Origin of the sequence: Leisingera sp. ANG59, assembly GCF_013317235.1 — a bacterium.
Classification (GTDB): Bacteria; Pseudomonadota; Alphaproteobacteria; order Rhodobacterales; family Rhodobacteraceae; genus Leisingera.
Genome location: NZ_WLCM01000001.1, coordinates 70787 through 96304, shown reverse-complemented (window position 1 = coordinate 96304; position 25518 = coordinate 70787). Strand labels below are relative to the sequence as shown.

Annotated in this window: 23 protein-coding genes and 1 pseudogene; 15 read left to right on the top strand and 9 right to left on the bottom strand. The window is 64.2% G+C overall.

Annotated features, from left to right (window positions below; all coding sequences use genetic code 11):
- Window positions 1–48: 48 nt before the first annotated feature.
- From GKC28_RS00415 to aat, 4 genes are all read left to right on the top strand, one after another.
- On the top strand, window positions 49–585 hold the full coding sequence (locus GKC28_RS00415) for a PAS and helix-turn-helix domain-containing protein (protein ID WP_174144473.1): 537 nt from the start codon (window positions 49–51) through the stop codon (window positions 583–585).
- Window positions 586–742: 157 nt separating this feature from the next.
- Window positions 743–1234 (top strand): acetyl-CoA carboxylase biotin carboxyl carrier protein, encoded by a 492-nt coding sequence (accB, locus tag GKC28_RS00410; protein ID WP_174144471.1) that lies wholly within the window; start codon window positions 743–745, stop codon window positions 1232–1234.
- Window positions 1235–1243: 9 nt separating this feature from the next.
- On the top strand, window positions 1244–2593 hold the full coding sequence (gene accC, locus GKC28_RS00405; RefSeq protein ID WP_174144469.1) for an acetyl-CoA carboxylase biotin carboxylase subunit: 1350 nt from the start codon (window positions 1244–1246) through the stop codon (window positions 2591–2593).
- A gap of 75 nt (window positions 2594–2668) precedes the next feature.
- Window positions 2669–3301 (top strand): leucyl/phenylalanyl-tRNA--protein transferase, encoded by a 633-nt coding sequence (gene aat, locus GKC28_RS00400; RefSeq protein WP_174144467.1) that lies wholly within the window; start codon window positions 2669–2671, stop codon window positions 3299–3301.
- Here aat and GKC28_RS00395 read toward each other — a convergent pair.
- The 6 genes from GKC28_RS00395 to GKC28_RS00370 all read right to left on the bottom strand — a co-directional run bounded on the left by GKC28_RS00395 (window position 3265) and on the right by GKC28_RS00370 (window position 7107).
- The gene (locus GKC28_RS00395; protein ID WP_174144465.1) at window positions 3265–3627 is read right to left on the bottom strand and encodes a DUF2155 domain-containing protein; all 363 of its coding nucleotides are present in this window, start codon (window positions 3625–3627) and stop codon (window positions 3265–3267) included. The genes aat and GKC28_RS00395 overlap by 37 nt on opposite strands.
- A complete protein-coding gene (gene mlaD / locus GKC28_RS00390) occupies window positions 3624–4076 on the bottom strand; it encodes an outer membrane lipid asymmetry maintenance protein MlaD (protein ID WP_174144462.1) in 453 nt (150 codons plus the stop codon). Before mlaD ends, GKC28_RS00395 begins: the two co-directional genes overlap by 4 nt.
- Before the next feature lie 26 nt (window positions 4077–4102).
- Window positions 4103–4489, bottom strand: coding sequence for an NADH:ubiquinone oxidoreductase subunit NDUFA12 (locus GKC28_RS00385; RefSeq protein WP_174144460.1), 387 nt, complete (start codon window positions 4487–4489; stop codon window positions 4103–4105).
- 134 nt (window positions 4490–4623) lie between these two features.
- The gene (locus GKC28_RS00380) at window positions 4624–4989 is read right to left on the bottom strand and encodes a RidA family protein (protein WP_174144458.1); all 366 of its coding nucleotides are present in this window, start codon (window positions 4987–4989) and stop codon (window positions 4624–4626) included.
- A 66-nt stretch (window positions 4990–5055) separates the two neighbouring features.
- Window positions 5056–6324: an ATP-dependent Clp protease ATP-binding subunit ClpX gene (gene clpX, locus GKC28_RS00375; RefSeq protein WP_174144456.1), complete on the bottom strand. Its 1269-nt coding sequence runs from the start codon at window positions 6322–6324 to the stop codon at window positions 5056–5058.
- 150 nt (window positions 6325–6474) lie between these two features.
- Window positions 6475–7107, bottom strand: coding sequence for an ATP-dependent Clp protease proteolytic subunit (locus GKC28_RS00370; RefSeq protein WP_174144454.1), 633 nt, complete (start codon window positions 7105–7107; stop codon window positions 6475–6477).
- 251 nt (window positions 7108–7358) lie between these two features.
- Between GKC28_RS00370 and GKC28_RS00365 the strand changes: the two genes are divergently transcribed.
- From GKC28_RS00365 to mdoH, 10 genes and pseudogenes are all read left to right on the top strand, one after another.
- Window positions 7359–8366 carry a GlxA family transcriptional regulator gene (locus GKC28_RS00365; RefSeq protein WP_174144452.1) on the top strand — a complete coding sequence of 336 codons (1008 nt, stop codon included), beginning with the start codon at window positions 7359–7361 and terminating at the stop codon, window positions 8364–8366.
- A 247-nt stretch (window positions 8367–8613) separates the two neighbouring features.
- Window positions 8614–8952 (top strand): helix-turn-helix transcriptional regulator, encoded by a 339-nt coding sequence (locus tag GKC28_RS00360; RefSeq protein WP_174144450.1) that lies wholly within the window; start codon window positions 8614–8616, stop codon window positions 8950–8952.
- 81 nt (window positions 8953–9033) lie between these two features.
- Window positions 9034–11067 carry a PhoX family phosphatase gene (locus GKC28_RS00355; RefSeq protein WP_174144447.1) on the top strand — a complete coding sequence of 678 codons (2034 nt, stop codon included), beginning with the start codon at window positions 9034–9036 and terminating at the stop codon, window positions 11065–11067.
- An 85-nt stretch (window positions 11068–11152) separates the two neighbouring features.
- Window positions 11153–11623, top strand: a pseudogene (locus tag GKC28_RS00350) (DUF302 domain-containing protein).
- A gap of 147 nt (window positions 11624–11770) precedes the next feature.
- Window positions 11771–13384, top strand: coding sequence for a thiamine pyrophosphate-binding protein (locus tag GKC28_RS00345; RefSeq protein WP_174144445.1), 1614 nt, complete (start codon window positions 11771–11773; stop codon window positions 13382–13384).
- Window positions 13371–14570, top strand: a complete 1200-nt coding sequence (locus tag GKC28_RS00340; protein WP_174144443.1) for a CaiB/BaiF CoA-transferase family protein — start codon at window positions 13371–13373, stop codon at window positions 14568–14570. Before GKC28_RS00345 ends, GKC28_RS00340 begins: the two co-directional genes overlap by 14 nt.
- 258 nt (window positions 14571–14828) lie before the next feature.
- On the top strand, window positions 14829–16190 hold the full coding sequence (locus tag GKC28_RS00335) for a tetratricopeptide repeat protein (protein WP_174144441.1): 1362 nt from the start codon (window positions 14829–14831) through the stop codon (window positions 16188–16190).
- A gap of 24 nt (window positions 16191–16214) precedes the next feature.
- Entirely contained in the window at window positions 16215–17477 is a 1263-nt protein-coding gene (locus GKC28_RS00330; RefSeq protein WP_174144439.1) for an OpgC family protein, read from the top strand.
- Complete coding sequence (locus GKC28_RS00325) at window positions 17474–18982, top strand: glucan biosynthesis protein (RefSeq protein ID WP_174144437.1); 1509 nt, start codon at window positions 17474–17476, stop codon at window positions 18980–18982. Before GKC28_RS00330 ends, GKC28_RS00325 begins: the two co-directional genes overlap by 4 nt.
- Window positions 18979–20856, top strand: a complete 1878-nt coding sequence (mdoH, locus tag GKC28_RS00320) for a glucans biosynthesis glucosyltransferase MdoH (protein WP_174144435.1) — start codon at window positions 18979–18981, stop codon at window positions 20854–20856. Before GKC28_RS00325 ends, mdoH begins: the two co-directional genes overlap by 4 nt.
- 233 nt (window positions 20857–21089) lie before the next feature.
- Here the strand turns inward: mdoH and GKC28_RS26295 are convergent, their stop codons facing one another.
- From GKC28_RS26295 to GKC28_RS00310, 3 genes are all read right to left on the bottom strand, one after another.
- Entirely contained in the window at window positions 21090–21527 is a 438-nt protein-coding gene (locus tag GKC28_RS26295) for a hypothetical protein (protein ID WP_254604106.1), read from the bottom strand.
- A 137-nt stretch (window positions 21528–21664) separates the two neighbouring features.
- On the bottom strand, window positions 21665–21871 hold the full coding sequence (locus tag GKC28_RS26290) for a hypothetical protein (RefSeq protein ID WP_254604105.1): 207 nt from the start codon (window positions 21869–21871) through the stop codon (window positions 21665–21667).
- A 55-nt stretch (window positions 21872–21926) separates the two neighbouring features.
- On the bottom strand, window positions 21927–22400 hold the full coding sequence (locus GKC28_RS00310) for a rhodanese-like domain-containing protein (protein WP_174144845.1): 474 nt from the start codon (window positions 22398–22400) through the stop codon (window positions 21927–21929).
- Between the two features lie 255 nt (window positions 22401–22655).
- On the opposite strand from GKC28_RS00310, the gene GKC28_RS00305 reads away from it, so the two are divergent.
- On the top strand, window positions 22656–25517 hold the full coding sequence (locus tag GKC28_RS00305) for a monovalent cation/H+ antiporter subunit A (protein ID WP_174144433.1): 2862 nt from the start codon (window positions 22656–22658) through the stop codon (window positions 25515–25517).
- The last annotated feature ends 1 nt before the right edge of the window (window position 25518 follow it).

Here is a 25518-nt window from a genome sequence, read left to right as displayed (position 1 = left end):
CAGGCAAAGCCCTTCAATTCCGCAAAAATACCTGCGTAAGAATACCATATGAGCGATCTTGCCTTTGACCATGCCCCCGTGGGCCTCGCGGTTCTGGAACGCCGCGTCATCACCCGGTGCAACCTGCAATTCGCCGCGACCTTTGGCGGCGCACCCGGCGACTATACCGGCATGCTGATTGCTGAGCTCTATCCCAGCCAGGAGGACTTCAACCGCATCGGCGCCCTGCTGCAGCAGCCTGAGGCGCAAAGCGGCAGCTACAGCGACGAGCGCATCATGCGCCGCCGCTCCGGCGCCTTGTTCTGGTGCCGGGTGCGCGGGCGGTCGGTCACGCCGCAGGCGCCGTTTCAGACCGGCATCTGGTCCTTTGCCGACATTTCCGACGACCGTCCCGTCGTCTCCCTCACCCCGCGCGAGCGCGAGGTGGCGATCCTCACCTGCAAGGGCCTGTCGGCCAAGGAAATCGGCAAGCAGCTGGACCTGTCCTACCGCACTGTGGAAAGCCACCGCGCGCATCTGCTGCAGAAATTCGGCGCCCGCAAGCTGCCGGAACTGGTGGCAAAACTGACCGGAATGCCGCTTTAGGCAGGAATTTCCCGCCGGCAATTGCGAATCCGCGCCATAGACCTCATGTTACAGCGCAGTTCAGGAGTGCTTTCCTTGCGGTAATCCTTGCCCTATAAGCGCCCTAATTTCCTGCCCGCCCTAATCGGCGGGCCTGTCGGAATTGGCTGAGGACAATATGACAAACAAATCTCACGAAGCTGACGTGGCATTCATCAAGGCGCTGGCGGAACTGCTGCGCGAAAACGACCTGACAGAACTGCAGGTCAAACGCGACTATGGCGATGATGACAGCCTGAACGTGCGCGTATCGCGCCAGACCGCAATGGCCGCCGCGCCGGTGCAGGTACAGGTGCCTGCCTCCGCACCGACTGCCGCCGCAGCCGCGCCTGCCGCTGCCGCCCCGGCAGCCGCAAACGACGATCCGGCCAGCCACCCCGGCGCCGTGACCTCGCCGATGGTCGGCACCGTCTACCTCCAGCCGGAACCCGGCGCGCCCTCCTTCATCTCCGTCGGCGCACAGGTCAGCGAAGGCGATACCCTGCTGATCGTCGAAGCCATGAAGACCATGAACCACATTCCTGCGCCCAAGGCAGGCACCGTGAAGCGCATCCTGGTCGAAGACGGCGCCGCCGTTGAATTCGGGTCCCCTCTGGTCATCATCGAATAAGGGTCTGCCATGTTTGACAAGATCCTTATTGCCAACCGCGGCGAGATCGCCCTGCGCGTGATCCGCGCCTGCCGCGAGATGGGCATCAAGTCCGTCGCGGTGCATTCCACCGCTGATGCCGACGCGATGCACGTCCGCATGGCCGATGAATCGGTCTGCATCGGCCCGCCGTCAGGCGCCCAAAGCTACCTGTCGATCCCGGCCATCATCTCCGCCTGCGAGATCACCGGTGCCCAGGCGATCCACCCGGGCTACGGCTTCCTGTCGGAAAACGCCAACTTCGTGCAGATCATCGAAGACCACGGCCTGACCTTCATCGGTCCTTCCGCGGCGCATATCCGCATCATGGGCGACAAGATCACCGCCAAGGAAACCGCCAAGAACCTCGGCATCCCGGTGGTGCCCGGCTCCGAAGGCGGCGTGCCCGACATCACGGCAGCCAAGAAGGCTGCAGCTGACATGGGCTACCCGGTGATCATCAAGGCCACCGCCGGCGGCGGCGGCCGCGGCATGAAGGTGGCCAAGAACGAGAAAGAGCTGGTCTCGGCCTTCTCCACCGCCCGTTCCGAGGCCAAGGCCGCCTTCGGCAATGACGAAGTCTATATGGAGAAATACCTCCAGAAGCCGCGTCACATCGAGGTTCAGGTCTTTGGCGACGGCAAGGGCACCGGCATCCACCTGGCCGAGCGCGACTGCTCCCTGCAGCGCCGCCACCAGAAGGTCTTCGAGGAAGCCCCCGGCCCCTGCATCACCCCGGAAGAACGCGCCAAGATAGGCAAGATCTGCGCCGACGCCGTGGGCAAGATGGGCTATTCCGGCGCCGGCACCGTCGAGTTCCTCTACGAGGACGGCGAGTTCTACTTCATCGAGATGAACACCCGCCTGCAGGTGGAGCACCCGGTGACCGAGGCCATCTTCGGCGTCGACCTGGTGCGCGAGCAGATCAGGGTCGCCGAAGGCCTGCCGATGTCGTTCACCCAGGATGACCTGGAGATCAACGGCCACGCCATCGAGGTGCGGATCAACGCCGAGAAACTGCCGAACTTCTCGCCCTGCCCGGGCAAGATTACCCAGTACCACGCGCCCGGCGGCCTGGGTGTCCGGATGGATTCGGCGCTTTATGATGGCTACTCAATCCCGCCCTACTACGACTCGCTGATCGGCAAGCTGATCGTGCACGGACGCGACCGGACCGAGGCGCTGGCGCGCCTGAACCGCGCACTTGGCGAGCTGATCATCGACGGCATCGACACCACCGTGCCGCTGTTCCATGCGCTGCTGCAGGAAGAAGACATCCACACCGGCAACTACGGCATCCACTGGCTGGAACGCTGGCTGGAAGAAAACACGCCGGGCTGAAACACCGCGGGGCGCACCATCCGGTTGCGCCCCGTTTTACTTTTCCCTGCCTTTCCCCTTTATACTGGCGGCATCATGAGCCTGACTGCCGATCTTTTGCTGCACGCCTATTCCGCCGGTGTTTTCCCGATGGCCGAACACCGCGACGACCCCGAAGTGTTCTGGGTCGATCCCAAGCGGCGCGGAATCCTGCCGCTGGACGGCTTCCGCATCTCCCGCTCGCTCGCCAAGCGCATCCGAAACGGCGGCTTCCTGATCACCGTGGACCGGGATTTCGCGGGCGTGGTGGATGGCTGTGCGGACCGGGCCGAAACCTGGATCAACAGCGAAATCCGCGACCGCTATATGGATTTGCATATGATGGGCAACGCCCACTCGCTGGAGGTCTGGCACAAGGGCGAGCTGGCAGGCGGCACCTATGGCGTTACACTGGGCGGCGCGTTCTTTGGCGAAAGCATGTTCTCCCGCCGCCGCGACGCCTCCAAGGTGGCGCTGGCCTACCTGACCGACCGGCTGGTGCAGGCGGGCTTCACCCTGTGCGACACGCAGTTTCTGACCCCGCACCTGGCGTCCCTCGGCGGGGTCGAGGTCACCCGCGCGCGCTACCGCGCGCTGCTGCGCGAGGCTTTGGAAAAGGAGGCGGATTTTATGCGGCCGCCGGTACCGGACCCTCAGCTGCTTTTGCAGCGGATAACCCAGACATCGTAGCGGTTGTGGTCCAGCGCATTCAGCGCCGGGCTGGAGGCAATCATCCATCCCTGGAAATGCTCTGCACCGTTCTTGGGGTCCTGCACCGACAAGAAGGCATAGGCGTCCCCGGTCGGGTTCTCCGCCGGATAGCGGCAGTCCCGGACGGTCACCAGCAGGCCGAACATCTCGGCGCTGGCACCAATGGCCACCTCGGCATCCAGGGAATGGCCGTTAACTTTATCCAGTGCCCGCAGCACCGCCGCCGTCCCTTGGGTGGCCTGCTCCTGCGCCAAGGCGGGCAGCGCCAGCAGGGCAGCCGTCAGTGCTGCAGCCAGGTGTCTCAAGACTCTTCTCCGCCGCCTGCCACGAATTTCACCAGGAGCGAAATCAGGCTGACCGCGCCCTGGGTATCCTCGATCTCATCGCCAGGTTCGAAGGCAAAGGGTGAGCCGCCCGGCATGATCTCGACGAAATTGCCGCCCAACAGGCCTTCGGAGGAAATCACCACTGCGCTGTCGTCAGGGACCTCAATCCCTTCCTTGACCGAAAATACGGTGTCGGCCCGGAAGGTCTCCGGGTTCAGCTCGACACCGGTCACGGTGCCGATCTTGACCCCGGCCAGCCGCACGTCGGTTCCAACGCTGACGCCTTCCAGCGAACGGAACGACGCTGTCAGATCATAGGTGGAACCGCCGCGGGAGAGGCCAGCGGCCTGTCCGGCATAAACGGCAAAGCCGACTGCCGCCGCCAGCACGATGCCGCCGGCAAATACTTCAGTGGGATTATGGGACATGAAATCAGCCTTTTTGGCAGATGTGTTTACTCTGGCACCCAGGCCTCGTAATCGCGGCGCTCTTTCGGCTCGCCGCCAGCGCGGATGGAACCGGCCGGCGCATAGGCCAACATGGTGCCGGTCAGGTTTTCCTGATGCGGCTTTTCCCAGGCCTTATGCATCAGCGGCTTCTCGCTCGGCACCTCGTCAAAGGTGCGGTGCAGCCAGCCGTGCCAGTCAGGGTTGATGCGGGACGCTTCCACTTCGCCGTTGAACATCACCCAGCGCTTGCTGTCGTCCGCATTGCGGTAGAACACGTTGCCCTGATCATCCTCACCCACCTTAATGCCCTTACGGGCGGTGAAGATCCGGGTGTTCAGGGTGGAGCCGTTCCACCATGTCACAGCGCGCAGAAGAGTGTTCAGGATTCCCATGGGTGCCTCCGGATTTTTCCGACTTCGATATGGCCCAAATTCCCGCCAAGGTCCAGTGGCTTGCACCCTGGACAGCCTGTGACTTGGCGGGATTTGGCAGATTCACCTCAGCCGCGGCTGCGCTGCCGGCCAAGTCACCCCTCAGCAGGCGCCAGCGCAGTCAATTCGATCTCGATCCGGAACTTGGGATCAATCAGATTGCACTCCACCATGGTGGCCGCTGGAGGGTTGTCGCCAAAGGTCTCGGCCAAAATGGGCCAGCAAGGTTCAAACTCCACCGCGTCCGGCAGATAGTAGTTAACCCGCACCGCATCGGCAAAGCTGGCGCCCGCCTTCTCCAGAGCGGCCGCAATAGTGTCCAGCGCCGACCGGCACTGGGCAACGACATCGTCGCCCTGCCCGACAGTGCCTGCCACATGCACGAAACCGCCGGCCACCACGGAGCGGCAATAGCCGATCTTGGCCTCGAACTCACCGCCCGAAGAAATCCGCTTGATCATGTTGCTCTCCTCAACAAGAAAGCGGCGCGGAAAATTCCGCGCCGCATGATAGTGACTTATTGCCGCTCAGCCCGCTGAGGCCGGCTCTTTCTCGGCATCCGCATGGATCATCAGCGGCTGCGCGTCAGAGGTCACCGCCTCCTCATTCACAACCACCTTGGTGACGCTCTCCATGCCCGGCAGATCGAACATGGTATCCAGCAGGATATCCTCCATGATCGAGCGCAGGCCACGGGCACCGGTCTTGCGTTCGATTGCTTTCTTTGCAATCGCGCTCAGCGCTTCCTCGGTGAAGTCCAGTTCGGTGTCTTCCAGCTCGAACAGGCGCTGGTATTGTTTCACAAGCGCGTTCTTCGGCTTGGTCAGGATGGTGACCAGCGCGTCCTCATCCAGATCCTCCAGCGTCGCCAGAACCGGCAGGCGGCCGACGAATTCCGGGATCAGGCCGAATTTCAGCAGGTCTTCCGGCTCCAGATCCTTGAAGATCTCGCCCACGCCGCGTTCGTCATTGTCACGCACATCGGCGCCAAAGCCCATTGCGGAGCCCTTGCCGCGCTGCGCGATGATCTTGTCGAGGCCCGCGAACGCACCGCCACAGATGAACAGGATGTTGGTAGTATCCACTTGCAGGAATTCCTGCTGCGGATGCTTGCGCCCGCCCTGCGGCGGCACCGAGGCCACGGTGCCTTCCATCAATTTCAGAAGCGCCTGCTGAACGCCCTCGCCCGACACGTCGCGGGTGATCGAGGGGTTTTCCGACTTGCGGGTGATCTTGTCGACCTCGTCGATGTAGACGATGCCGCGCTGCGCCCGCTCGACGTTGTACTCGGACGCCTGCAAGAGCTTCAGAATGATGTTCTCGACATCCTCACCCACGTAGCCCGCTTCGGTCAGCGTGGTCGCATCGGCCATGGTGAAGGGCACGTCCAGAATCCGCGCCAGCGTCTGCGCCAGCAGCGTCTTGCCGCAGCCGGTGGGGCCAATCAGCAGGATGTTCGACTTCGCCAGTTCGATATCTGATCCTGCCTTCTGGGCGTGGTTCAGACGTTTGTAGTGATTGTGCACAGCAACCGACAGCACCCGCTTGGCGGTGGCTTGGCCGATCACGTAATCATCCAGAACCTGGCAGATATCCTTGGGCGTCGGCACGCCGTCGGTGGCCTTGAGGCCCGAGGCCTTGGTCTCTTCACGGATGATATCCATGCACAGTTCAACGCATTCATCGCAAATGAACACGGTGGGGCCTGCGATCAGCTTGCGCACTTCATGCTGGCTCTTGCCGCAGAAGCTGCAATAGAGGGTGTTCTTGCTGTCGCCGCCTGAATTCGTCGCCATGGTCTACCTTTCAGTCCGCCCGGTCCGCTGCGCCCGCGCTGCGGGGCAATTCATCTTTTGGCCAGCTTAAGACAGTGCTTAGGCCGCCACAATGTGAAAGTGCGCCCCGTCTGAATCGCCGGGGCACACGGCTGTTCACAAGCTCAGGCGTCAGGCCTGCTCGTCATCGCCCTTGGCACGGTTCTCGACGATCTCGTCGATAAGGCCGAACTCCTTGGCCTCTTCCGGCGACATGAAGTTGTCGCGCTCCAACGCGCCGACGATGGTGTCGTAGTCCTGGCCGGTGTGCTTCACGTAGATCTCGTTCAGGCGCTTCTTCAGCTTCAGGGTTTCCTCGGCATGGATCATGATGTCGGTCGCCTGGCCCTGGAAGCCGCCGGAGGGCTGGTGCACCATCACGCGGGAGTTCGGCAGCGAGAAACGCATGCCCGGCTCACCGGCAGTCAGCAGCAGCGAGCCCATCGAGGCCGCCTGGCCGATCACCAGGGTCGACACCTTGGGCTTGATATACTGCATGGTGTCATAGATCGACAGGCCGGAGGTCACCACGCCGCCGGGGCTGTTGATGTACATAGAGATTTCTTTGGACGGGTTTTCCGCCTCAAGGTGCAGCAGCTGCGCCACGATCAAAGAGCTCATCCCGTCGTGCACCGGGCCGTTCAGGAAGATGATCCGCTCCTTCAGAAGGCGGGAAAAGATGTCATAGGCCCGCTCGCCCCGGCTGGTCTGCTCAACCACCATCGGGACCAGGGTGTTCATGTATGTTTCTCTGGGATCAATCATTGCGACCTGCCTGCGTTGTTTATGTCCGGCACCATACCCGACAGTGTGTTACCCGAGTCTTAGTATCGCCCCTTTTGACCTGCAAGGGGCGGCGGTCATTTTCCCGGTGACGCAAACCTGCATGTGGTGTCGCAATCCGCCGGAGCGCTGTCGCTATTCTCCGGCTGCCGGCGGCACCAGCACCTTAGGAAGCAAAATCAAGTCCGAATTCTGCCTGGTGTTTTCACCGGGTGCTGCGCTGGGGTCCCGCCATGTCCGATGACAGCTTCGTTCAGAAAGGCGCCGCCGCCAATCTCGCCATCCCGTTCGAGGGTGAGCCGCAGGATTTCTATTTCCTGCTGCTGCCCAAGGCGACCATGCTGCCCGTGGCCGCCGCAATCGAACCGCTGCGCATTGCCAACCAGGTGACCGGCACCCGGCTTTACCGCTGGTACATCATGACGGAGGACGGCCAGCCTGTGCGCTGCTCCAACGGCATGGTGGTGACGCCAGACACCCAGCTGCAGCCGCTGCCCTCGGATTCGCTGGGTTTTGTCTGCGCCGGGGTGGAACCGCACGCAGCCGCCAGCGAGGTCACCCTGAACTGGCTGCGCCGCGAAAGCCGCTTTGGCCGCTCCATCGGCGGCATCTGCACCGGCGCCTTTGCACTGGCCCAGGCGGGTCTGATCAAGAACCACAAGTTCACCCTGCACTGGGAAAACCAGCCGGGCTTCCTGGAGAGCTACCCAAGCCTGGAGCCCTCCCCCAATATCTTTGAAATCTCAGGCCCCCTGATGACCTGCGGCGGCGGCAATGCCGCCACCGACATGATGCTGCACCTGATAGAGGAACGCCACGGCAAGCAGCTGGCGATCATCGTCGCCGACATGTGCCTGCATGTGCGCTCCGGCGGCCAGGCGGCACCGCAGAAATCGAACTATGCGGTGGCTATCGGCAGCCGCAACCAGCGCCTGCTGAACGCTCTGCAGCTGATGCAGGAATCGATCGAGGAGCCGTTGTCGATCGGCGAGCTGTGCGACCGGCTCGACATCTCCCGCCGCCAGCTGGAGCGGCTGTTCTCGCGCTATCTGAACCAGAGCCCGATGCACGTCTATTTCGATATGCGGCTGAGCCATGCATTCGCGCTGATGAACGAAACCTCGATGAGCGTGACCGAAATCGCGCTGGCTTCCGGCTTCAACTCGGCCACCCATTTCTCGCGCCAGTTCAAGCGCAAGTTCGGTGCCTCGCCGCATTTCTTCCGCAAGGGCTGGAGCTGACGGCCTGCCGTCAGCGGCGGGGCGCAACCCGAAAATGCCCCGCAGCACGTTCTGGCCGATCAGGGCCTGAACGCAAAGAGCGCCCGCCCCAACGGCCGCAAACGAACTTTTGCTTTGGCCGTTCCGCTCAGTTCTGCTAAGCGCTCATACATATTATGTTGATAATACGCACGGATTACGCAAAATCACTGCCTGCGCGGATTTCAAAGAAGGAGTAAGGCGCCCCGGTGCCGCCTGGAGACGTAAGATGCCACTACCCGAATTTTCAGCTGACATGGATCCTGAAGAGAAGGACAAAATGGTCGCCAACGCGACCAAAGCCTCCAACTTCCTCAAGGCCATCAGCCATCAGGGGAGGCTCATGATCCTGTGCCATCTGGTCTCAGGCGAGAAATCCGTGACGGAACTGGAAGAACTGCTGTCAGCCCGCCAGGCCGCCGTCTCCCAGCAGTTGTCGCGCCTGCGCCTGGAAGGGCTGGTCATTCCGCGCCGCGACGGCAAGGCGATCTACTACCGCCTGGCGGATGACAAGCCCCGCCGGGTGCTGGAAGTGGTTTACCAGCTTTTCTGCAACGACGGCGATTGACGTCCCGGAGTTGCGGAAAACACGGCCTTCCGGAAAAACCGCCTATCCGCATCCAAGCTGCGGGCCTATGGGAGAGCAGCAATGAACCGCAGGCAGATCATCAACGCTGCGCAGACCGGCAACAAGGCAGAAGCCTTTGAGGCCGCTGACGATTTTCCAACCAACCCGGACCTTCACCGCACCATCGGCGACGTGATCGCCGCCCGCTACGGCCGCCGCGAGGTGCTGACGGGATTGCTTGGCACCTCCGCCACCGCTGCCTTGTTCGGCGCCCCCGCCCTCGCCGCGCCGCGCCCGGCAAATGCGGCGGTCTCCGGTTCCCAAAGCCGCTATGCCTTTGACGAGCTGGCCTGGGGAATTGACGAAACCCACCATGTCGCCGCGGGGTATGACGCGAACATCCTGCTGCGCTGGGGCGACCCGATCACTGCAGATGCGCCGGAGTTCGACGTGATGAACCAGAGCGCCGAAGCCCAGCTGCAGCAATTCGGCTACAACAACGACTATGTCGGCTTCCTGCCGCTGAACGCCGAAGGCACCCGCGGCCTGCTGTGCGTGAACCACGAATACACCAACGAAGAGGTGATGTTCCCCGGCCTCGGCCGCCAGGACAAGGCGGAGTTTACCGGCATGACCAGAGAGCTGGCCGAGATCGAAATGGCTGCCCACGGCGGCTCGGTGGTGGAGATCACCCGCGGCGCAGACGGCAAATGGATGGCGGTGCGGGATGGCGCGATGAACCGCCGCATCTCGCCGCTTAACACGGTGATGGCGATCGGCGGCCCCGCCGCAGGCCATCCGCGGATGCAGACGGGCGCCGATCCAACCGGGCGCGAGGTCATCGGCACCCTGAACAACTGCGCCGGCGGCATGACCCCCTGGGGCACCTGGCTGATGGCAGAGGAAAACTTCCACGGCTACTTCTGGACCGACAATCTGGACACCGAGGGCGAGCCGGATCTCTCAGCCCAGCCGGAGGCCGCGCAGATGGCCCGCTACAACGTGCCTGCCATGTGGTACGCTTGGGGCAAATACCACGACCGCTTCGACATCGATAGAGAACCCAATGAAGTCAACCGTTTCGGCTGGGTTGTTGAGGTTGATCCGCTGGACCCGCTCTCCAAACCGGTGAAGCACACAGCCCTTGGCCGCTTTGCCCATGAGGGCGCGGAGACCGTCCTGTGCGCCGAGGGCCGCCTGGTGATCTACATGGGTGACGATACCCGGTTCGAATATCTCTACAAATACATCTCCGAAGGCGTGGTGTCTGAGGACCGTGCTGCCAACTCCCACCTGCTGAGCCAAGGCACCCTCTACGCAGCCCGCTTCGATCCGGACGGCACCCTGCACTGGCTGCCGCTGGTGCAGGGCCACGGTCCGCTGACGGCTGAGAATGGCTTTGCCAGCCAGGCAGACGTGTTGATTGACGCCCGCCTCGCCGCGGACGCGCTGGGGGCAACCCCTATGGACCGCCCCGAAGATGTCTCGCCCTGTGGTAACGGCACCGCATTCGTCATGCTAACCAACAACTCCAAACGCGAATCTGGCCAGACCGATGCCGCCAACCCGCGCCCGGAGTCTGATTTCGGCCATATCATCGAAATTATGGAAGACGGCGGCGACCACGCCGCAACCCGCGGCAGCTGGTCTATCCTGGTGCAATGCGGAAACCCCGCAATTGCAGCCGTGGGCGCCCAATGGAACCCGGAGACCTCAGAAAACGGCTGGTTCGGCTCCCCGGACAACTGCGCTATTGACGCCGAGGGCCGCCTCTGGGTCGCCACCGACCAGGGCCGCAAGTGGGACAAAACAGGCAAGTCGGACGGGCTCTACGGGCTGGAGACCGAAGGCAGCCTTCGCGGCCACTCGAAGCTCTTCTTCCGCTGCCCGGTCGGGGCAGAGCTCTGCGGCCCCTATTTCACCCCGGACACTGAAACGCTGTTCCTGGCAGTGCAGCACCCGGGGACCGACGGCACCAGAAGCCTCAAAGGGTTCGAACGCGAGTCCACCTTCGAGGATCCGGCGACACGCTGGCCGGATTTCGACCCAGCCATGCCGCCTCGCCCCTCGGTGGTCGTTGTGACCAAAAAGGGCGGCGGCAGGATTGCGGTCTGACCCGCAGCGGCGCTCCGCACGCAATTGTGAGCCCCGCAAGCGCAGCAACGCTTTTAGTGTTGGCACTGACGCCCTGGAGAGCCCCATGTTTTTCAAACGCCTGACCGCCGCCTTAGTCCTGACTGCCGCAACAGCCTCCGCAGGCAGTGTCGCTCCGCGCGACGGCTGGGCCGTGCATGAGACCGCCAAGTCCTTCGAGCAGCTGATTGCTGATGTCAAAGCCGCAGCCAAAGCCCAAGGCCTGGGCGTCGTCACCCAGGCAGGCCCGACCCAGGCCGCCGCCGCCCGCGGCATCACCATCCCCGGCAACCGCGTTATCGGACTCTTCAACAACGACTTCGCAGTCTAGACCCTCGCCCTGTCGACCGCAGCGATGATAGAAGCCCCGGTGCGCATGTATGTGACCGAGGAGGCGGACGGCACCGCCACATTGTCCTACAAACTGCCCACTCACGTCTTTGCCCCCTACTCGGATGAAGGCGGCGCAGGTTTGGCAGCCCTGGCCGGCCAGCTTGACCGACGCTTTGCGCTGATCGCCCAGCAGGCGCAGGAATAGGTACCAGCTTCTTTCTGGTCACAAATACCCAATACCCTCCGCTTGCGCCAAAATCCGCGGCAGCATTTCTCACACTGGCGTGAGAGGGCTTGCGCACACACGCTGCCTCGGCATTCTGGCTGCAAATCAAAGGACTGGACGGACAAGATGACAGAAACCTCACGCGCAGCCGATGTTCTAGCCCGGCGGCTTCACGAGGCGGGCTGCCGCCACGCCTTCGGCATGCCCGGCGGCGAAGTGCTGACCTTGGTCGATGCGCTCACCAAGGCCCGCATAACCTTCCACCTGGCCAAGCATGAAAACTGCGCCGGTTTCATCGGCGAAGGCGTGCATCATGCGGACGGCGCCCCGGTCATTCTGGTAGCGACCCTCGGCCCAGGCGCGCTGAACGGCATAAACGTGGTCGCGAACGCCTATCAGGACCGGGTGCCAATGCTGGTCCTGACCGGCTGCGTCGATGCGGCAGAGGAACAGAGCTACACCCACCAGGTTCTCGACCACCGCGCGGTGTTCACGCCGATCACCAAGGCAACCTTCCGGCTGGACCCGGACGCAGCGGACCTGATCGCAGACAAGGCTGTCGCCATCGCAACAGAGCCCCGCAACGGCCCGGTGCATATTGACGTGCCGATCTCCACCGCAGACGCGCCGGCCGGGGACCGCGGCATCCGCCGTGCGCCTGCAAGTGCAACCGCACCAAGCGGCGAGGCGCTGGCGCAGGCGCGTTCCTGGCTGGCAGCCTCGACGCGCCCGGTCGCGGTAATCGGCCTCGATGCGCTTCAGGAAAACGCAGGCCCTGCCCTCCTCGCCTTCCTCGAAAGGCACCAGATCCCTTTTATCACCAGCTACAAGGCTAAGGGGATCATTCCCGAGGATCACCCCCTCTGCCTGGGCGGCGCCGGCCTGTCGCCGCTGGCAGACAAGCACCTGCTGCCGCTGGTGCGGGAGGCCGATCTGGTGCTCTCCCTCGGCTACGACCCGATCGAGATGCGCCCCGGCTGGCGCAACGTCTGGAAAGTGGAGACCCAGAACGTCATCGACGTCGTGCCGCAGGCCAATACCCATTACATGCATCAGGCGGGGCTGAACTTCCTGACCGCCATCGCCCCAACGCTGGAAGCCCTCTCCGAAGGCACCAACCCGCGCGAAACCTGGGTCAATGGCCGCCCGGCAGCGGTCAAATCCGCACTGGCAGAGGCCTTCCCGCAGGATGAGGGCTGGGGCCCGGCGGGCGTCATCGCAGAATGCCGCGCCACGCTGCCCCCGGAAACGCTTGCCACTGCCGACAGCGGCGCCCACCGTATCCTGCTCAGCCAGATGTGGCACTGCCAGGAACCACGCGGGCTGATCCAGTCCTCGGCGCTGTGCACCATGGGCTGCGCGGTGCCAATGGCAATCGGCCGCAAGCTGGCGCAGCCGGAGCGTCCGGTCGTCAGCTTTTCAGGTGATGCCGGTTTCCTGATGGTCGCCGGTGAACTCTCCACCGCTGCGGAATTGGGCGTTGCTCCGGTCTTCGTGGTTTTTGCCGACGCCAGCCTTGCCCTGATCGAACTGAAGCAGCGCCAGCGCCAGCTCGCCAACGGCGGGGTGGAATTCGCCGAACACGACTTCGCTGCCATGGGCCGCGCCTTTGGCGGCTACGGCGTGGCAGTCTCCAACCGAACCGAACTGCGCACCGCCCTGCAGGACGCGCTGACAGCAGACAAGTTCACCGTCATCTCGGCCGTGATCGAACGCGGAGGCTACGATGGCCGCATCTGACCCGCTCCCCCATGGCGCCCTCAAGGGCGTCAAGGTTCTCGACCTCTCCCGCATCCTGGCAGGCCCGACCTGCACCCAGCTCCTGGGCGACCTCGGCGCCACGGTGATCAAGGTGGAAAACCCCAAGACCGGCGGCGACGACACCCGCCAATGGGGGCCGCCCTATGTCCTGGATACGGAGGGGCAGCAATCCGATCTCTCGGCCTATTTCATGGCCGCCAACCGAAACAAACGCTCCGTCTCCATAGATATTGCAACGGAAGACGGCCAGCAGGAGATCCGACGCCTGGCGGCGGAGGCCGATATCCTGATCGAGAACTTCAAACCCGGCGGGTTAGCGAAATACGGGCTGGATTACGCCAGTCTTAAGGATGATTTGCCCGGGCTGATCTACTGCTCCATCTCCGGCTACGGCCAGACCGGCCCCAACAGCCATAAGCCCGGCTACGACATTATGGCGCAGGGCTTCGGCGGCATCATGTCACTGACCGGCGAACCGGACGGCCAGCCGATGAAGGCGGGTGTTGGCATCGCCGATGTGATGTGCGGCATGTATGCCTGCATCGGCATCCTGTCCGCCCTGCACCACCGCAGCAAAACCGGTGAGGGCCAGCAGATCGACCTAGCGCTGGTCGATGCACAGATCGCCTGGCTGATCAACGAAGGTGTCGCCTATCTGAACACCGGCCAGATCCCAAAACGCCGCGGCAATGAGCACCCCAGCATTATGCCCTATGGCGTCTATGAAACCGAGGACGGCCACGTCATCCTGGCCGTGGGCAACGACAGCCAGTTCCGCCGCTTCATGGAGTTTCTGAAGCTTGAGGGGCTGGCGGAGGATCCCCGTTTTTCCACCAACCCGGCCCGGCTGCAGAACCGCGATGCGCTGAACGGGATCCTGATCCCGGCGGTGCAGCGCTTCGCCACCAGAGTAGTTCTGGACGCCATGGAGGTCCGCAAGGTCCCGGCCGGCCCGGTCCAAACCCTGGACAACCTGTTTGCCACGGATCAGGTTGCGGCCCGGCAGATGGCGATCGGCATGGAGACCGCAGCAGGCCCGGTAAAGCTGTTGGGCAATCCGCTCAATTTCTCGCGCACGCCTGTTACATACCGCCACCCGCCGCCCCGGTGCGGCGAGGGCACGGAGGAGATTCTGGGCTCGGTTTCTCCCTTCGGGACATCCTGACCGCCCAGTTCCGCGGCAGCATTCCGCCAAGTGTTACAGATTCCGGCAAAACACCGCCAAACCGGCGGTGTTTTTGCTGTCTTCAGCCCCGGTCACTTGCAGAATTTTCCGGGAAAATCCTACACATCCGGCGAATTTCAAAGCCGGGTGCACACAGCCTATCACCAAACCGCGAGCGGGGTTCGCCCGGACCGTTGCGATGAACTACTCTCCATCGGGACAGCAACCCGCGCTTTATTTGACAGAGATTGGACACCCATGATGCATGATATTTTTGGCCAGGACAGCAGCCTGACTGACACCGCCGCGCTGCAGGATTGGAACGCCGTGCAGCTTGGGGTTCTGTCCCACGCCGCCGCCACTGCGGATCATCTGGGCGCCGTGCTGACCACCGCACCGGAATTTGCCCTGGCACATGCCATCAAGGGATTGTCGCTGCTGATGCTGGGGCGCAGCGAACTGCTGCCGAGTGCCCGCGGGGCGCTGCGCGACGCCAAGGCGCTTTACGAAGGCGCACTGCCGCGCGAACGGAAATATGTCGACGCTCTTGAAAACTGGCTAGCGGGCCAGCCAAGCCAGGCAATCCAGCGGATGGAGGAGGTGCTGGACGCCTTCCCGCAGGACACCCTGGCGATGAAACTCAGCCACGGCATCCGCTTCATCATGGGCGACCCCGCGGGCATGAGGCTCTCGGTCGAACGGGTGCTGCCCTCTTATGACCCGGACCACGCGGGCCGAGGTTACTTGCTGGGCTGCCATTCCTTTGCGCTGGAGGAAACCGGCGAATACGAACGCGCCGCCAATGCCGGCCGCCAGGCGCTGTGGATGGCGCCGGACGACGCCTGGGGCTTGCACGCCGTTGCCCATGTCCATGACATGTCCGGCAATGCAGCGGCCGGGCTGGAGTGGCTGCATGGCCGCGAAGTAGCCTGGGCGCATTGCAACAACTTCCGTTACCACGTTTGGTGGCACAAGGCGCTGATGCATCTGGACCTGGGCCAGATGGACGAGGCCATCGCGCTCTATGACACCGAGGTCCGCAAGGACAAGACCGACGACTACCGTGACATCTCCAATGCAACCTCGCTGCTGATGCGTCTGGAGCTGGAGGGCGTCGATGTCGGCCCCCGCTGGGAGGAGCTGGCGAATCTCTGTGCCGCCCGGACCGAGGACGGAAGTCTGATTTTTGCCGATTTGCACTACCTCCTGGCCCTCACCGGCCACCGCAAGGAGGACGCGCACCGGCTGGTTCAGCGGATTCACGCCGATGCCAGCGCCGGCGGCAGCGAGGCGAAAGAGCGGATGGCCGCTCCCGGATGCGCTGCCGCAGACGGTCTGGAGGCCTTCGGAGACGCTAATTACAAGGCCGCATTCGAGAATTTATCCACAGCCCGCGACACGATGCTGCTGGCCGGCGGCAGTCATGCGCAACGCGATGTTTTCGAACGGATAACCATCGACGCGGGCCTGCGCGCAGGACGGCTTGACGAAGTCGAAACAATACTGGATGACCGCCGCGTCAAGCGCGGCGGCACCGAGGACAATTACGCCCTGGCCCGACGCGCCTTGATCGCCCAAGGCCGGAACTCCCCCGACCCCAGAAGCGTTCCCGCCGAATAAGACCTTCGAGGACCAATACAACCAATGTCCAGCGTTGCGCCCTTTCCCGGGCCTCAGAAAGACCCCAGTGCCGCCAACCGCGCGGACCCGCCGCCGCAGGCAGCCCAGCCGCGCATCCGCGACCCGCGGCTCGACTTCTACCGCGGCATTGCGATGTTCATCATCCTCGTAGCGCATATCCCGGGCAACCGCTGGGCCAGCTGGATTCCGGCCCGGTTCGGCTTTTCGGACGCAACCGAGATCTTTGTCTTCTGCTCCGGCATGGCCTCGGCCATCGCCTTTGGCAGCTCCTATGCCAAGCAAGGCTGGTGGCTTGGGACCGCCCGCGTCGTCTTCCGCTGCTGGCAGGTTTACTGGGCGCATATCGGCCTGTTCTTCTTTCTCGCCGCCTCGATGGCGGCGCTGGATCTCTACGGCAGCTTCGGCAAGAGCTACATCGGTTCCCTGAACCTGCACTGGTTCTTCACCAACACCGTGCAGCAGCTCACCGGGCTGTTCACCCTCACCTATGTACCGAACTATTTCGACATCCTGCCGATGTACCTGGTGGTGCTTCTGCTGATGCCGCTGATGATGGGCCTGGAAAAGGCCGGCCTGTGGACCGTGGCCGGTGCCTCGGTTGCTATCTGGCTGACCGCCAATCCCTATATGATCGGCCTCGGCCCCAATGGCATCTCTTTCCCGGCGGAACCCTGGTCCGACCGCGAATGGTTCTTCAACCCGCTCGGCTGGCAGCTGCTGTTCTTTACCGGCTTTGCCTTTATGAAGGGCTGGCTGCCGAAACCGCCGGTGTCCAAGGCGCTGGTTGTTCTGGCGGCCGCGTTCCTGATCCTGTCCGCCCCCTTCGGCTCCTGGAAAGTCTTCCTGTGGGTGGAAGCTGCGAACAAAGACCTTGCCAGCCTGATCCGACCGACCTGGGAAATCACCGCCGAATGGCGCGAGAAAACCGACTTCGGCCTTCTGCGCTACGCCCACTTCCTGTCGCTGGCCTACCTCGGCTGGGCCGCTGCCGGCTCCGGCGGCAAGCGGCTCATCGCCACCGGCCACTCGCTGGCCGCGCGCATCTGGGCAGTTTTGCTGTCGCTTATCACCAAAGTAGGCCAGCAATCGCTTGCAGTGTTTGTTTTTTCGATGGCACTGGCCCGTTTCATCGGCTTTGCACTTGACCAGACCGACCGCGCGGTTATGACCACGGCATTCGCCAACCTGGCTGGCTTTTTCCTAATCATTGCCTGCGCTTACACCGCAGCCTGGTTCAAGTCGCAACCTTGGAGAGCCAAGCGATGAGCGCTTTTTCCCGCCGCACCTTCATAGCTGCCGCATTGGGCAGCACCGCCTTGGCCGCGCTGCCCGGCATGGCCAGCGAAGCGGTGCCGTTCACCCGCGACATCGTGGTCGCCAAGGCCCGCGCCCTGGCCGCCGCGGATTATGCCGAACGCCCCACCGTTCCGCAGGATTGGCTGGCCCAGTCCTATGACGACTACAAGGCCCGCTGGTTCCGCACCAAGGACGCGCTTTGGGCCGGGACGGAGCGCAGCTACAACGTCGATTTCTTCCTGCCCGGGCTGTACTTTCCGCGTGCCATCCAGATCAACACGGTGGCAAACGGGCTGGCTGCCCGGGTGCCCTTCGATCTGTCGCTGTTCGACAAATCCGACAAAGCCCCCGATCTGACCACCGAAGGCGACCTGGGCTACTCCGGCCTGCGCCTGCGCACGGAGCAGTCCGAACCCGGCAAGAAAACCGAATTCTGCGTCTTTCAGGGCGCCAGCTACTTCCGCGCCATCGGCTCCGGCAACGCCTACGGGCAGTCGGCCCGCGGCCTGGCGCTCAAGACCGCCGACCCCGAGGGTGAGGAGTTTCCCGAATTCATTGAATTCTGGCTGGAGGCCCCCGCCCCCGGCCAGCGCCACATGGTGGTGCATGCGCTGATGGACTCACCCTCCGTCACCGGCGCCTACCGCTTTACCATCACCCCCGGCAGCAGCGCCGTGATGGATGTGGAGGCAACGCTGTTTGCCCGCGAAGACCTGACCCACGCAGGACTTGCACCGCTCACCTCGATGTTCCTGTTCGACGCCAAGAACCGCCACGACTTCGACGATTTCCGCCCGGCGGTGCACGACACCGACGGCCTGCTGGTGCAGAACGGCAACGGCGAGACCCTGTGGCGGCCGCTCTCGAACCCCAAACGCCTGCAGGTGTCTTCCTTCGTTGACGAAAACCCGCGCGGCTTCGGCCTGATGCAGCGCGCCCGCAAACTGTCGGACTTCAACGACCTGGAGGCTTTCTACCACAAACGCCCCTGCCTTTGGGTCGAACCCAGGGACGACTGGGGCGAGGGTGCCGTCACCCTGGTGGAAATTCCGGCAGACAAGGAAATCTACGACAACATCGTCGCCTATTGGCGCCCGCGCGAGCCTTATACCGCCGGCACCGAGGTCAGCCTCAACTACCGGCTCACCTGGGGGGACGAACCCGCGCTGCCGCTGCCGCGGGTGCTGTCCACCGCCGAGGGCGCCCGCATCTTCGGCGGGCCGGGACGGATCATCACCATAGACTTCGATTCGCACCCGCTGCTGGATGGCGATCCGGAGGACCTTGACGTCCACATCCACTCTCCCCATGTGGCGGCCAGTGAAGGCGTGCTGCAGCGCAACCCGGAAACCGGCGGCCTGCGTCTTGCCTTCTATTTCGATCCCGGCGAGCGGGATCATGTTGAACTTCGCGCCCAGCTCAGGAAAGACGGCAGCCCCGCTTCCGAGGTCTGGCTTTACAGGTGGACCGCATGACTGCATGTGATCTGATGCCCCCGGAACAGCCCCTGGCGATGCCGGAACAGGACTTCAGCAAGGACTTCCGCGACGCCGCCGCCCCCGGCGGCACGGCGCCGCGCCAGGTGGCCCTGTGGCGCCTGCTGACATTTTCGCCTGCGATGGCCGCAACCGGCGTTCTGACCTGGGTCATGGGCGGCTGGTTCACCGATGGCGGCTTTTCGGCGCTGGAGGTGATCCTGCTGGCGCTGATTGCGTTCAACTTCTTCTGGATCGCCTTCACCGTCTCCACCGTGCTCTTGGGCCTCTACAGCCTGTCGCGCCGCGAACGCACCACCGCCCGCGGCGCTGCCCGCCCGATGAAGGTGGCGCTCTTGATGCCGGTCTACAACGAGGTGCCCTGGTATGTGCTGGGCAACGCCCAGACCATGCTGCAGGAGCTGCACGGCCGCGGCGGCCTGCACGAATACGCGATGTTCATCCTGTCGGACACCCGCGACGACGCGATTGCCGCGCAGGAACGCGCCAGCGTCGAGGCGCTGCGCAGCATGCTGCCCGCAGGCACCGAGCTCTACTACCGCCGCCGCGACGACAACGAGGGCCGCAAGGTCGGCAATATCTCCGACTGGGTGCGCCGCTGGGGCGCGGATTACGAGGCGATGCTGGTGCTGGACGCCGACAGCCTGATGACCGGCCGCGCCATTGCCCGGCTGGCCGACGCGCTGGCGCGCGACCCAGGCGCCGGCCTGATCCAGAGCTACCCGCAGCTGATCGGCGCGCAGTCGGTGTTTGGCCGCATGCAGCAGTTCGCCAACGGCGTCTACGGTCTGGCACTGGCCGAGGGCCTGGCCCGCTGGGCCGGCCACGAGGGCAACTACTGGGGCCATAACGCCATCATCCGCACCCGCGCCTTTGCCGCCTGCGCCGGGCTTCCCTTGCTGCGCTCGCGCTTCGGCGGCGGCGAAAAGCTGATCATGAGCCACGATTTCGTCGAGGCGGGCCTGTTGCGCCGGGCCGGCTGGTCGGTGCGTTTCCTGCCCCGCATCCGCGGCTCCTACGAGGAAACCCCCGCCACCCTGATCGACCACATCCTGCGCGACCGCCGCTGGTGCCAGGGCAACCTGCAGCACCTGAACCTGCTGCACGCCAAGGGCTTCCGCGCGATCTCCCGCTTTCACCTGTTTGCAGGCGCGATCGGCTACCTGATGGCGCCGGTCTGGTTTGCGCTGCTGGTCCTTTGGGCGGTGATCGGCCGCAGCGAGGACGCCTCGGTGATCAGCTACTTCAGCGAAGCCAACCCCTTCCGCCCCAGCTGGCCGGATATGTCCGAACCCAAGCACGTGCTGGTGATCATCCTGATCTACGCCATGCTGCTGGCGCCCAAGATGCTGGCCGCAATGGCCCTGCCGCTGACCGGCAGCCGGTTTTCCGAATACGGCGGCCCGGTGCATTTCGCGCTGTCGTTCCTGTCCGAGGTGGTTCTGGCCATCCTCTATGCGCCGATCCTGATGGTGCAGCAGATGATCGCCGTGTTCCGCACTGCGCTTGGCCTGCAGCGCGGCTGGGCGCCGCAGGCACGCGACGGCGGCAGCTATTCCCTGCGCACGCTGATCACCTGCCACGCGCTGGAAACCGTCAGCGGGGTTGCGCTCTGGGCCGGCATCCTGACCGGCACCGTGTCGCTGTGGCTGGCGCCGATTGCGCTGTCCCTGGTGCTTGCGGTGCCGCTGTCGGCGCTCTCCGGCGTCAAGACCGTGAACCGCATCCGCCACTGGATGGCCACGCGGGAGGAGTTCACCGAACCCCAGATCACCCGCGCCGCCCGTGCCGCCCGTGCCGAGCTGAAAGCGCTGCTGGACGGCGGCACGCCCCGCGGAACCCCGGCGGAGTAAACCCGGACCCGGAGGAGAACACTCCCGCGCCCGCAGGATGCCCCGGCTATTGCCGAAGCACCCTAGCCAGCCTTGGGTCCGGCTCTGCGCTGACGCGCGGCGCGGCCCGCGGCAAACACAACCGCAGCGCGGCCGAAAGGGGGCGCTGACCGGCCAACGCTTTGCCGGAAATCTCTGATTTTCAGGCCAAAGGGGCGGGAGCCCGCCGCCCTTTTCTAGACGCTCCGGCGGCGTCAGCGCACCGCCAGCTGATCCTCGAACCAATCCGCTATCAGCCCGGCCCAGCCCTTGGGCACCGTATGGCCGCCATCGAACAGCACCAAGTCTATCCCGGCGCCCGGCCCGCAGTCCCAGCGGCGGCGCAACAGACCGTTGGTGCTCCACGCCCTGCCCGGCGCATGGGAGGCACAGCCATTGGCCTCCCGCCAGGCCTCCAGCGCGGCAAAGACGTCACCTTGCTCAAACCGGCCGCCGCCCAGGACACGCCCCTCCAGCGGCACCACCTCATCACGCCAGCCATGCACCTGCAACAGCCGCACCGGCCCGGTGCAACGCTCCGGCTGCGGCCGCCAGAACGCCCCCGAGACCGGCGCGTAAGCCGCAAAGCCCGCCGGATCGCGGCAGGCCAGATAATGCACCAAAAAGGTGCCGACCGAGAACCCGGCCAGCACTGTTTGCGACCTCGAGGTACCGAAACGCTCCGCCGCATCCGCCAGCACTTCTGAAAAGAAGGCGCCTTCATCGCGGCCCCCCGGAAAACGGGCCGATGCCCCAGGACTGCGGGCCGCTGCCGTCCCGCTGCAGCCCCTCAGGCGCGATCACCGCATAGCCGCTGCTCGGTCAGCCCCTCCACCAGGGAGCGGTTGTCCAGCACGCTGCTGCCGCTGCCGCCGTAGCCGTGCAGGAACATCACCAACGGCACGGCGCCCTCTGCCCCTGCAGGATCCGGCAGGACAATTTGATACTGTCCCTCTTCGACTCTGCAGGCACCTGCCTCTGCGCCGCACTCCGCCATGGCCGCACTGCCGCAGCCAGAGCTGCGGCAGCCGCCGCCTTGCTCAGCCCCTGCATCATCCCTGCCACCGCGCCAAAGGCAGGTTGCCGGCGATCCAGCCCGGCCCGGCTGCAGACCCGAACATCCCTTCCGGCACGTCGATCACATGGGTATAGCCCGCCTCCGACAGCATCAGCGTCACTCGTGCCGAGCGCACACCGCGGGCGCAGATTAGCGCCACAGGCACAGACCGGTCAGGCCCTGCCACAGCCTGCAGGGCCTTGATGAAATCGTCCCGCCGCATGTCGATCTGATGGCTGCCCACCGGGACACCCGACACCCGCCATTCCTGCGGCGTGCGGATATCCACCAGGGTAATCTCGCCGGCCTGCGCCTGGGCATAGGCCTCCGCCGCCGTCAGCCGCGGGTGGGCGTGATCGGGCGGCTGGCGGCGCTGCCACCAGTAGCCAAAGCCCGCCGCCGCCGCAGTGCCGCCCAGCAGCATCAGCCGCCGCGTGAGCTTCGGGTTTCCTGCTTCTGCCCCAGCCATCATTCCTCCGCTGCCTCTTTTGCCCCTATTGTCTAGCAGGCCGCAGGCCCTCAATCACCGGAAACAGGCCGAATCCGCTGGTCAAGTTCTTGTTATTGCGCGCCTGCTGCCCAATTATGCCCGTAACGAGCGTATTCACTCTGCCTTTGGCTGCGGCATTACCGCCGCAATCCGGGCGGCGGGGGTGGTTCTGCGCAGGAATTTTGCGTAGCTCTGGCCTAAAAACGACGCGCCAACCCGACAGGAGACTTGCACGTGTCCCTTTTCCTGATTGCGGCCCTGCCCTTCCTCGGAGCCGTTTTTCCCGCGCTATTGATCCGCGCCGGGCGCAATGCTGCGGCCTCGGCCGCCGGGCTGACCACGCTGCTCGCCTTTATCGGGCTGATGCTGCACATTCCCGCCGTGTTCCGCGGCGAGACAGTCTACGCCGCCGTGGACTGGCTTCCCGCTCTCGGCGTCAACGCGCATTTCTTTCTCGACGGGCTCGGCTTCCTGTTTGCGGCGATGATCCTTGGCATCGGCCTCTTGATCATCCTCTACGCCCGCTACTACCTGTCGCGCGAAGATCCGATGGGGCAGTTCTACAGCTACCTCTTGCTGTTCCAGGGCGCGATGGTCGGCATCGTGCTGTCCGACAACATCCTGCTTCTGCTGGTGTTCTGGGAGTTGACCTCGCTCAGTTCCTTCCTGCTGATCGGCTACTGGAAACACCTGCCCGAAGGCCGCCAGGGCGCGCGGATGGCGCTGACCGTCACCGGGTCCGGTGGGCTGGCGATGATTGCCGGCATGCTGATGCTGGGTCATATCGCAGGTTCCTATGATCTCAGTGTCATTCTCCAGAACAAGGAAGCGATCCAATCCTCGGATCTCTACCTGCCCGCGCTGATCCTGATCCTGCTGGGCGCCTTTACCAAGTCGGCGCAGTTCCCGTTCCACTTCTGGCTGCCGCACGCAATGGCGGCGCCGACGCCGGTCTCGGCCTATTTGCACTCCGCCACCATGGTGAAGGCCGGGCTGTTCCTGATGGCCCGCCTGTGGCCGGTGCTGGCCGGCACGCCGGAGTGGTTCTACATCGTTGCCACCACAGGCCTTGTTACCATGCTGGTCGGCGCGGTAATTGCTCTGTTCAAGGACGACCTCAAGGCGCTGCTGGCGTTCTCCACCGTTAGCCACCTGGGCCTGATCACCATGCTGCTGGGCTTCGGCACCAAGATCGCGGCGGTGGCGGCGGTCTTCCACATCATCAACCATGCCACTTTCAAGGCGGCGCTGTTCATGACTGCGGGCATCGTCGACCACGAGGCCGGCACCCGCGACATCAAGCGCTTGGGCGGACTGCGCCACCTGATGCCGGTCACTTTCACCATCGGCATGGTGGCGGCTTTGTCGATGGCCGGCATCCCGCCCCTCAACGGCTTCCTGTCCAAGGAGATGATGCTGGAGGAAACCGCCCACACCATCTGGAACGGCTCGCATCTGATCGTGCCTGCTCTGGCCACGGTGGCGGCGCTGTTCTCAGCCGCCTATTCCTTCCGCTTCATCGCCCATGTGTTCCTCGGCCGCAAGCGCGACGACTATCCCGGACACCCGCATGACCCGAACACCGGCATGTGGATCGGCCCGGCGTTCCTGGTGGTACTGGTGGTTTTGATCGGCCTCGCCTCGGCCAAGATTGCAGGCCCGATGGTCGCGACAGCCGCAGGCGCGGTGACCGGCGGCGGCGAGCTGCCCTATTACTCGCTCAAGCTCTGGCACGGGCTGACCCCGGCGCTCTACATGTCGGTGGCGGCCACCATCGGCGGCCTCGCCCTGCTGGCGCTGCATGCGCCCCTGCAGCGGATCTGGAACGCCATGCCCCGGCCTGAGGCCAAAACCATATTCGATGCCCTGATCGGCGCCTTCACCCGTCTCAGCCAGTTCGTGACCGAAGGGCTGCACAACGGTGTCCTGACCCGGTACGCCGCAATCATGGTCGCCTTCACAGTGGCGGTCGGCTATTTCGCCTACCGCGGCGGCGCCCTGGGCACTGAGACCCGCCAGCTGCAGGAGCCGGGCATGCTGCCGGTTGTCGGCTGGTTCGCGCTGGTGGTGGCGACGCTGTTCATCGTCGCCAAGCACCGCAACCGCCTGCTGGCACTGGTGCTGATCGGCGTCGTCGGCCTGGTCGTCTCGATGGCCTTCAACTACCTTTCGGCCCCCGACCTGGCGCTGACCCAGATCTCGGTTGAAGTGGTCACCATCATCCTGATGCTGCTGGCCCTCAACTTCATGCCCAAGGAAACCCCGGTCGAAACGCCGGCCCTCGCCCGCCTGCGCGACGGCGCGATCTCGGTGGTGGCGGGCCTCGGCGCGGGCGGGCTGATCTATGCGCTGCTGATGCGCGACTTCGCCTTCCCGACGATTTCGGATTTCCACCTCGCCAATTCCTACAAGGGCGGCGGCGGCACCAATGTGGTGAACGTGATCCTGGTCGACTTCCGCGGTTATGACACCTTCGGCGAGATCATCGTGCTGGGCATTGCCGCCATGGTGATCTTCGCCCTGACCGAGGCGGTGCTGGCCTCCAAGGTCCGCGCCTATCTGCTGAACCGCAAACCGGACCTGCCGCAGGCAGGCGACAGCCATCCGCTGATGATGGTGGTTGCAACCCGGGTGATGATGCCGCTGGCGCTGATGGTTGCGGCCTATATCTTCTTCCGCGGCCACAACCTGCCGGGCGGCGGCTTCATCGCCGGGCTGGTCGCCGCAATCGCCATCATCATGCAGTACATGGCCTCCGGCTTTGCCTGGGCGACCGAGCGGCAGCGCTACCCGTATCATGCCATTATCGGCTCCGGCGTGCTGATTGCCGCTGCCACCGGCATGGGCGCCTGGTTCAACGGAATGCCGTTCCTGACCAGCGACTTCGGCTACATCCACTGGCCGCCGCTGGAGGAGTTCGAATGGGCCACCGCTGCGCTGTTTGACCTCGGCGTCTTCCTGGCGGTTGTCGGCGCAGTGCTGCTGGCGCTCGAAAGCCTGTCGCGCTTCGCCTGGCAGCCGGGGATGAGCACAGAACACGCAATGGACATCAACCCGGCCCGCGACGAAGCGGTCAAGACCGGGACGGAGGGATAAC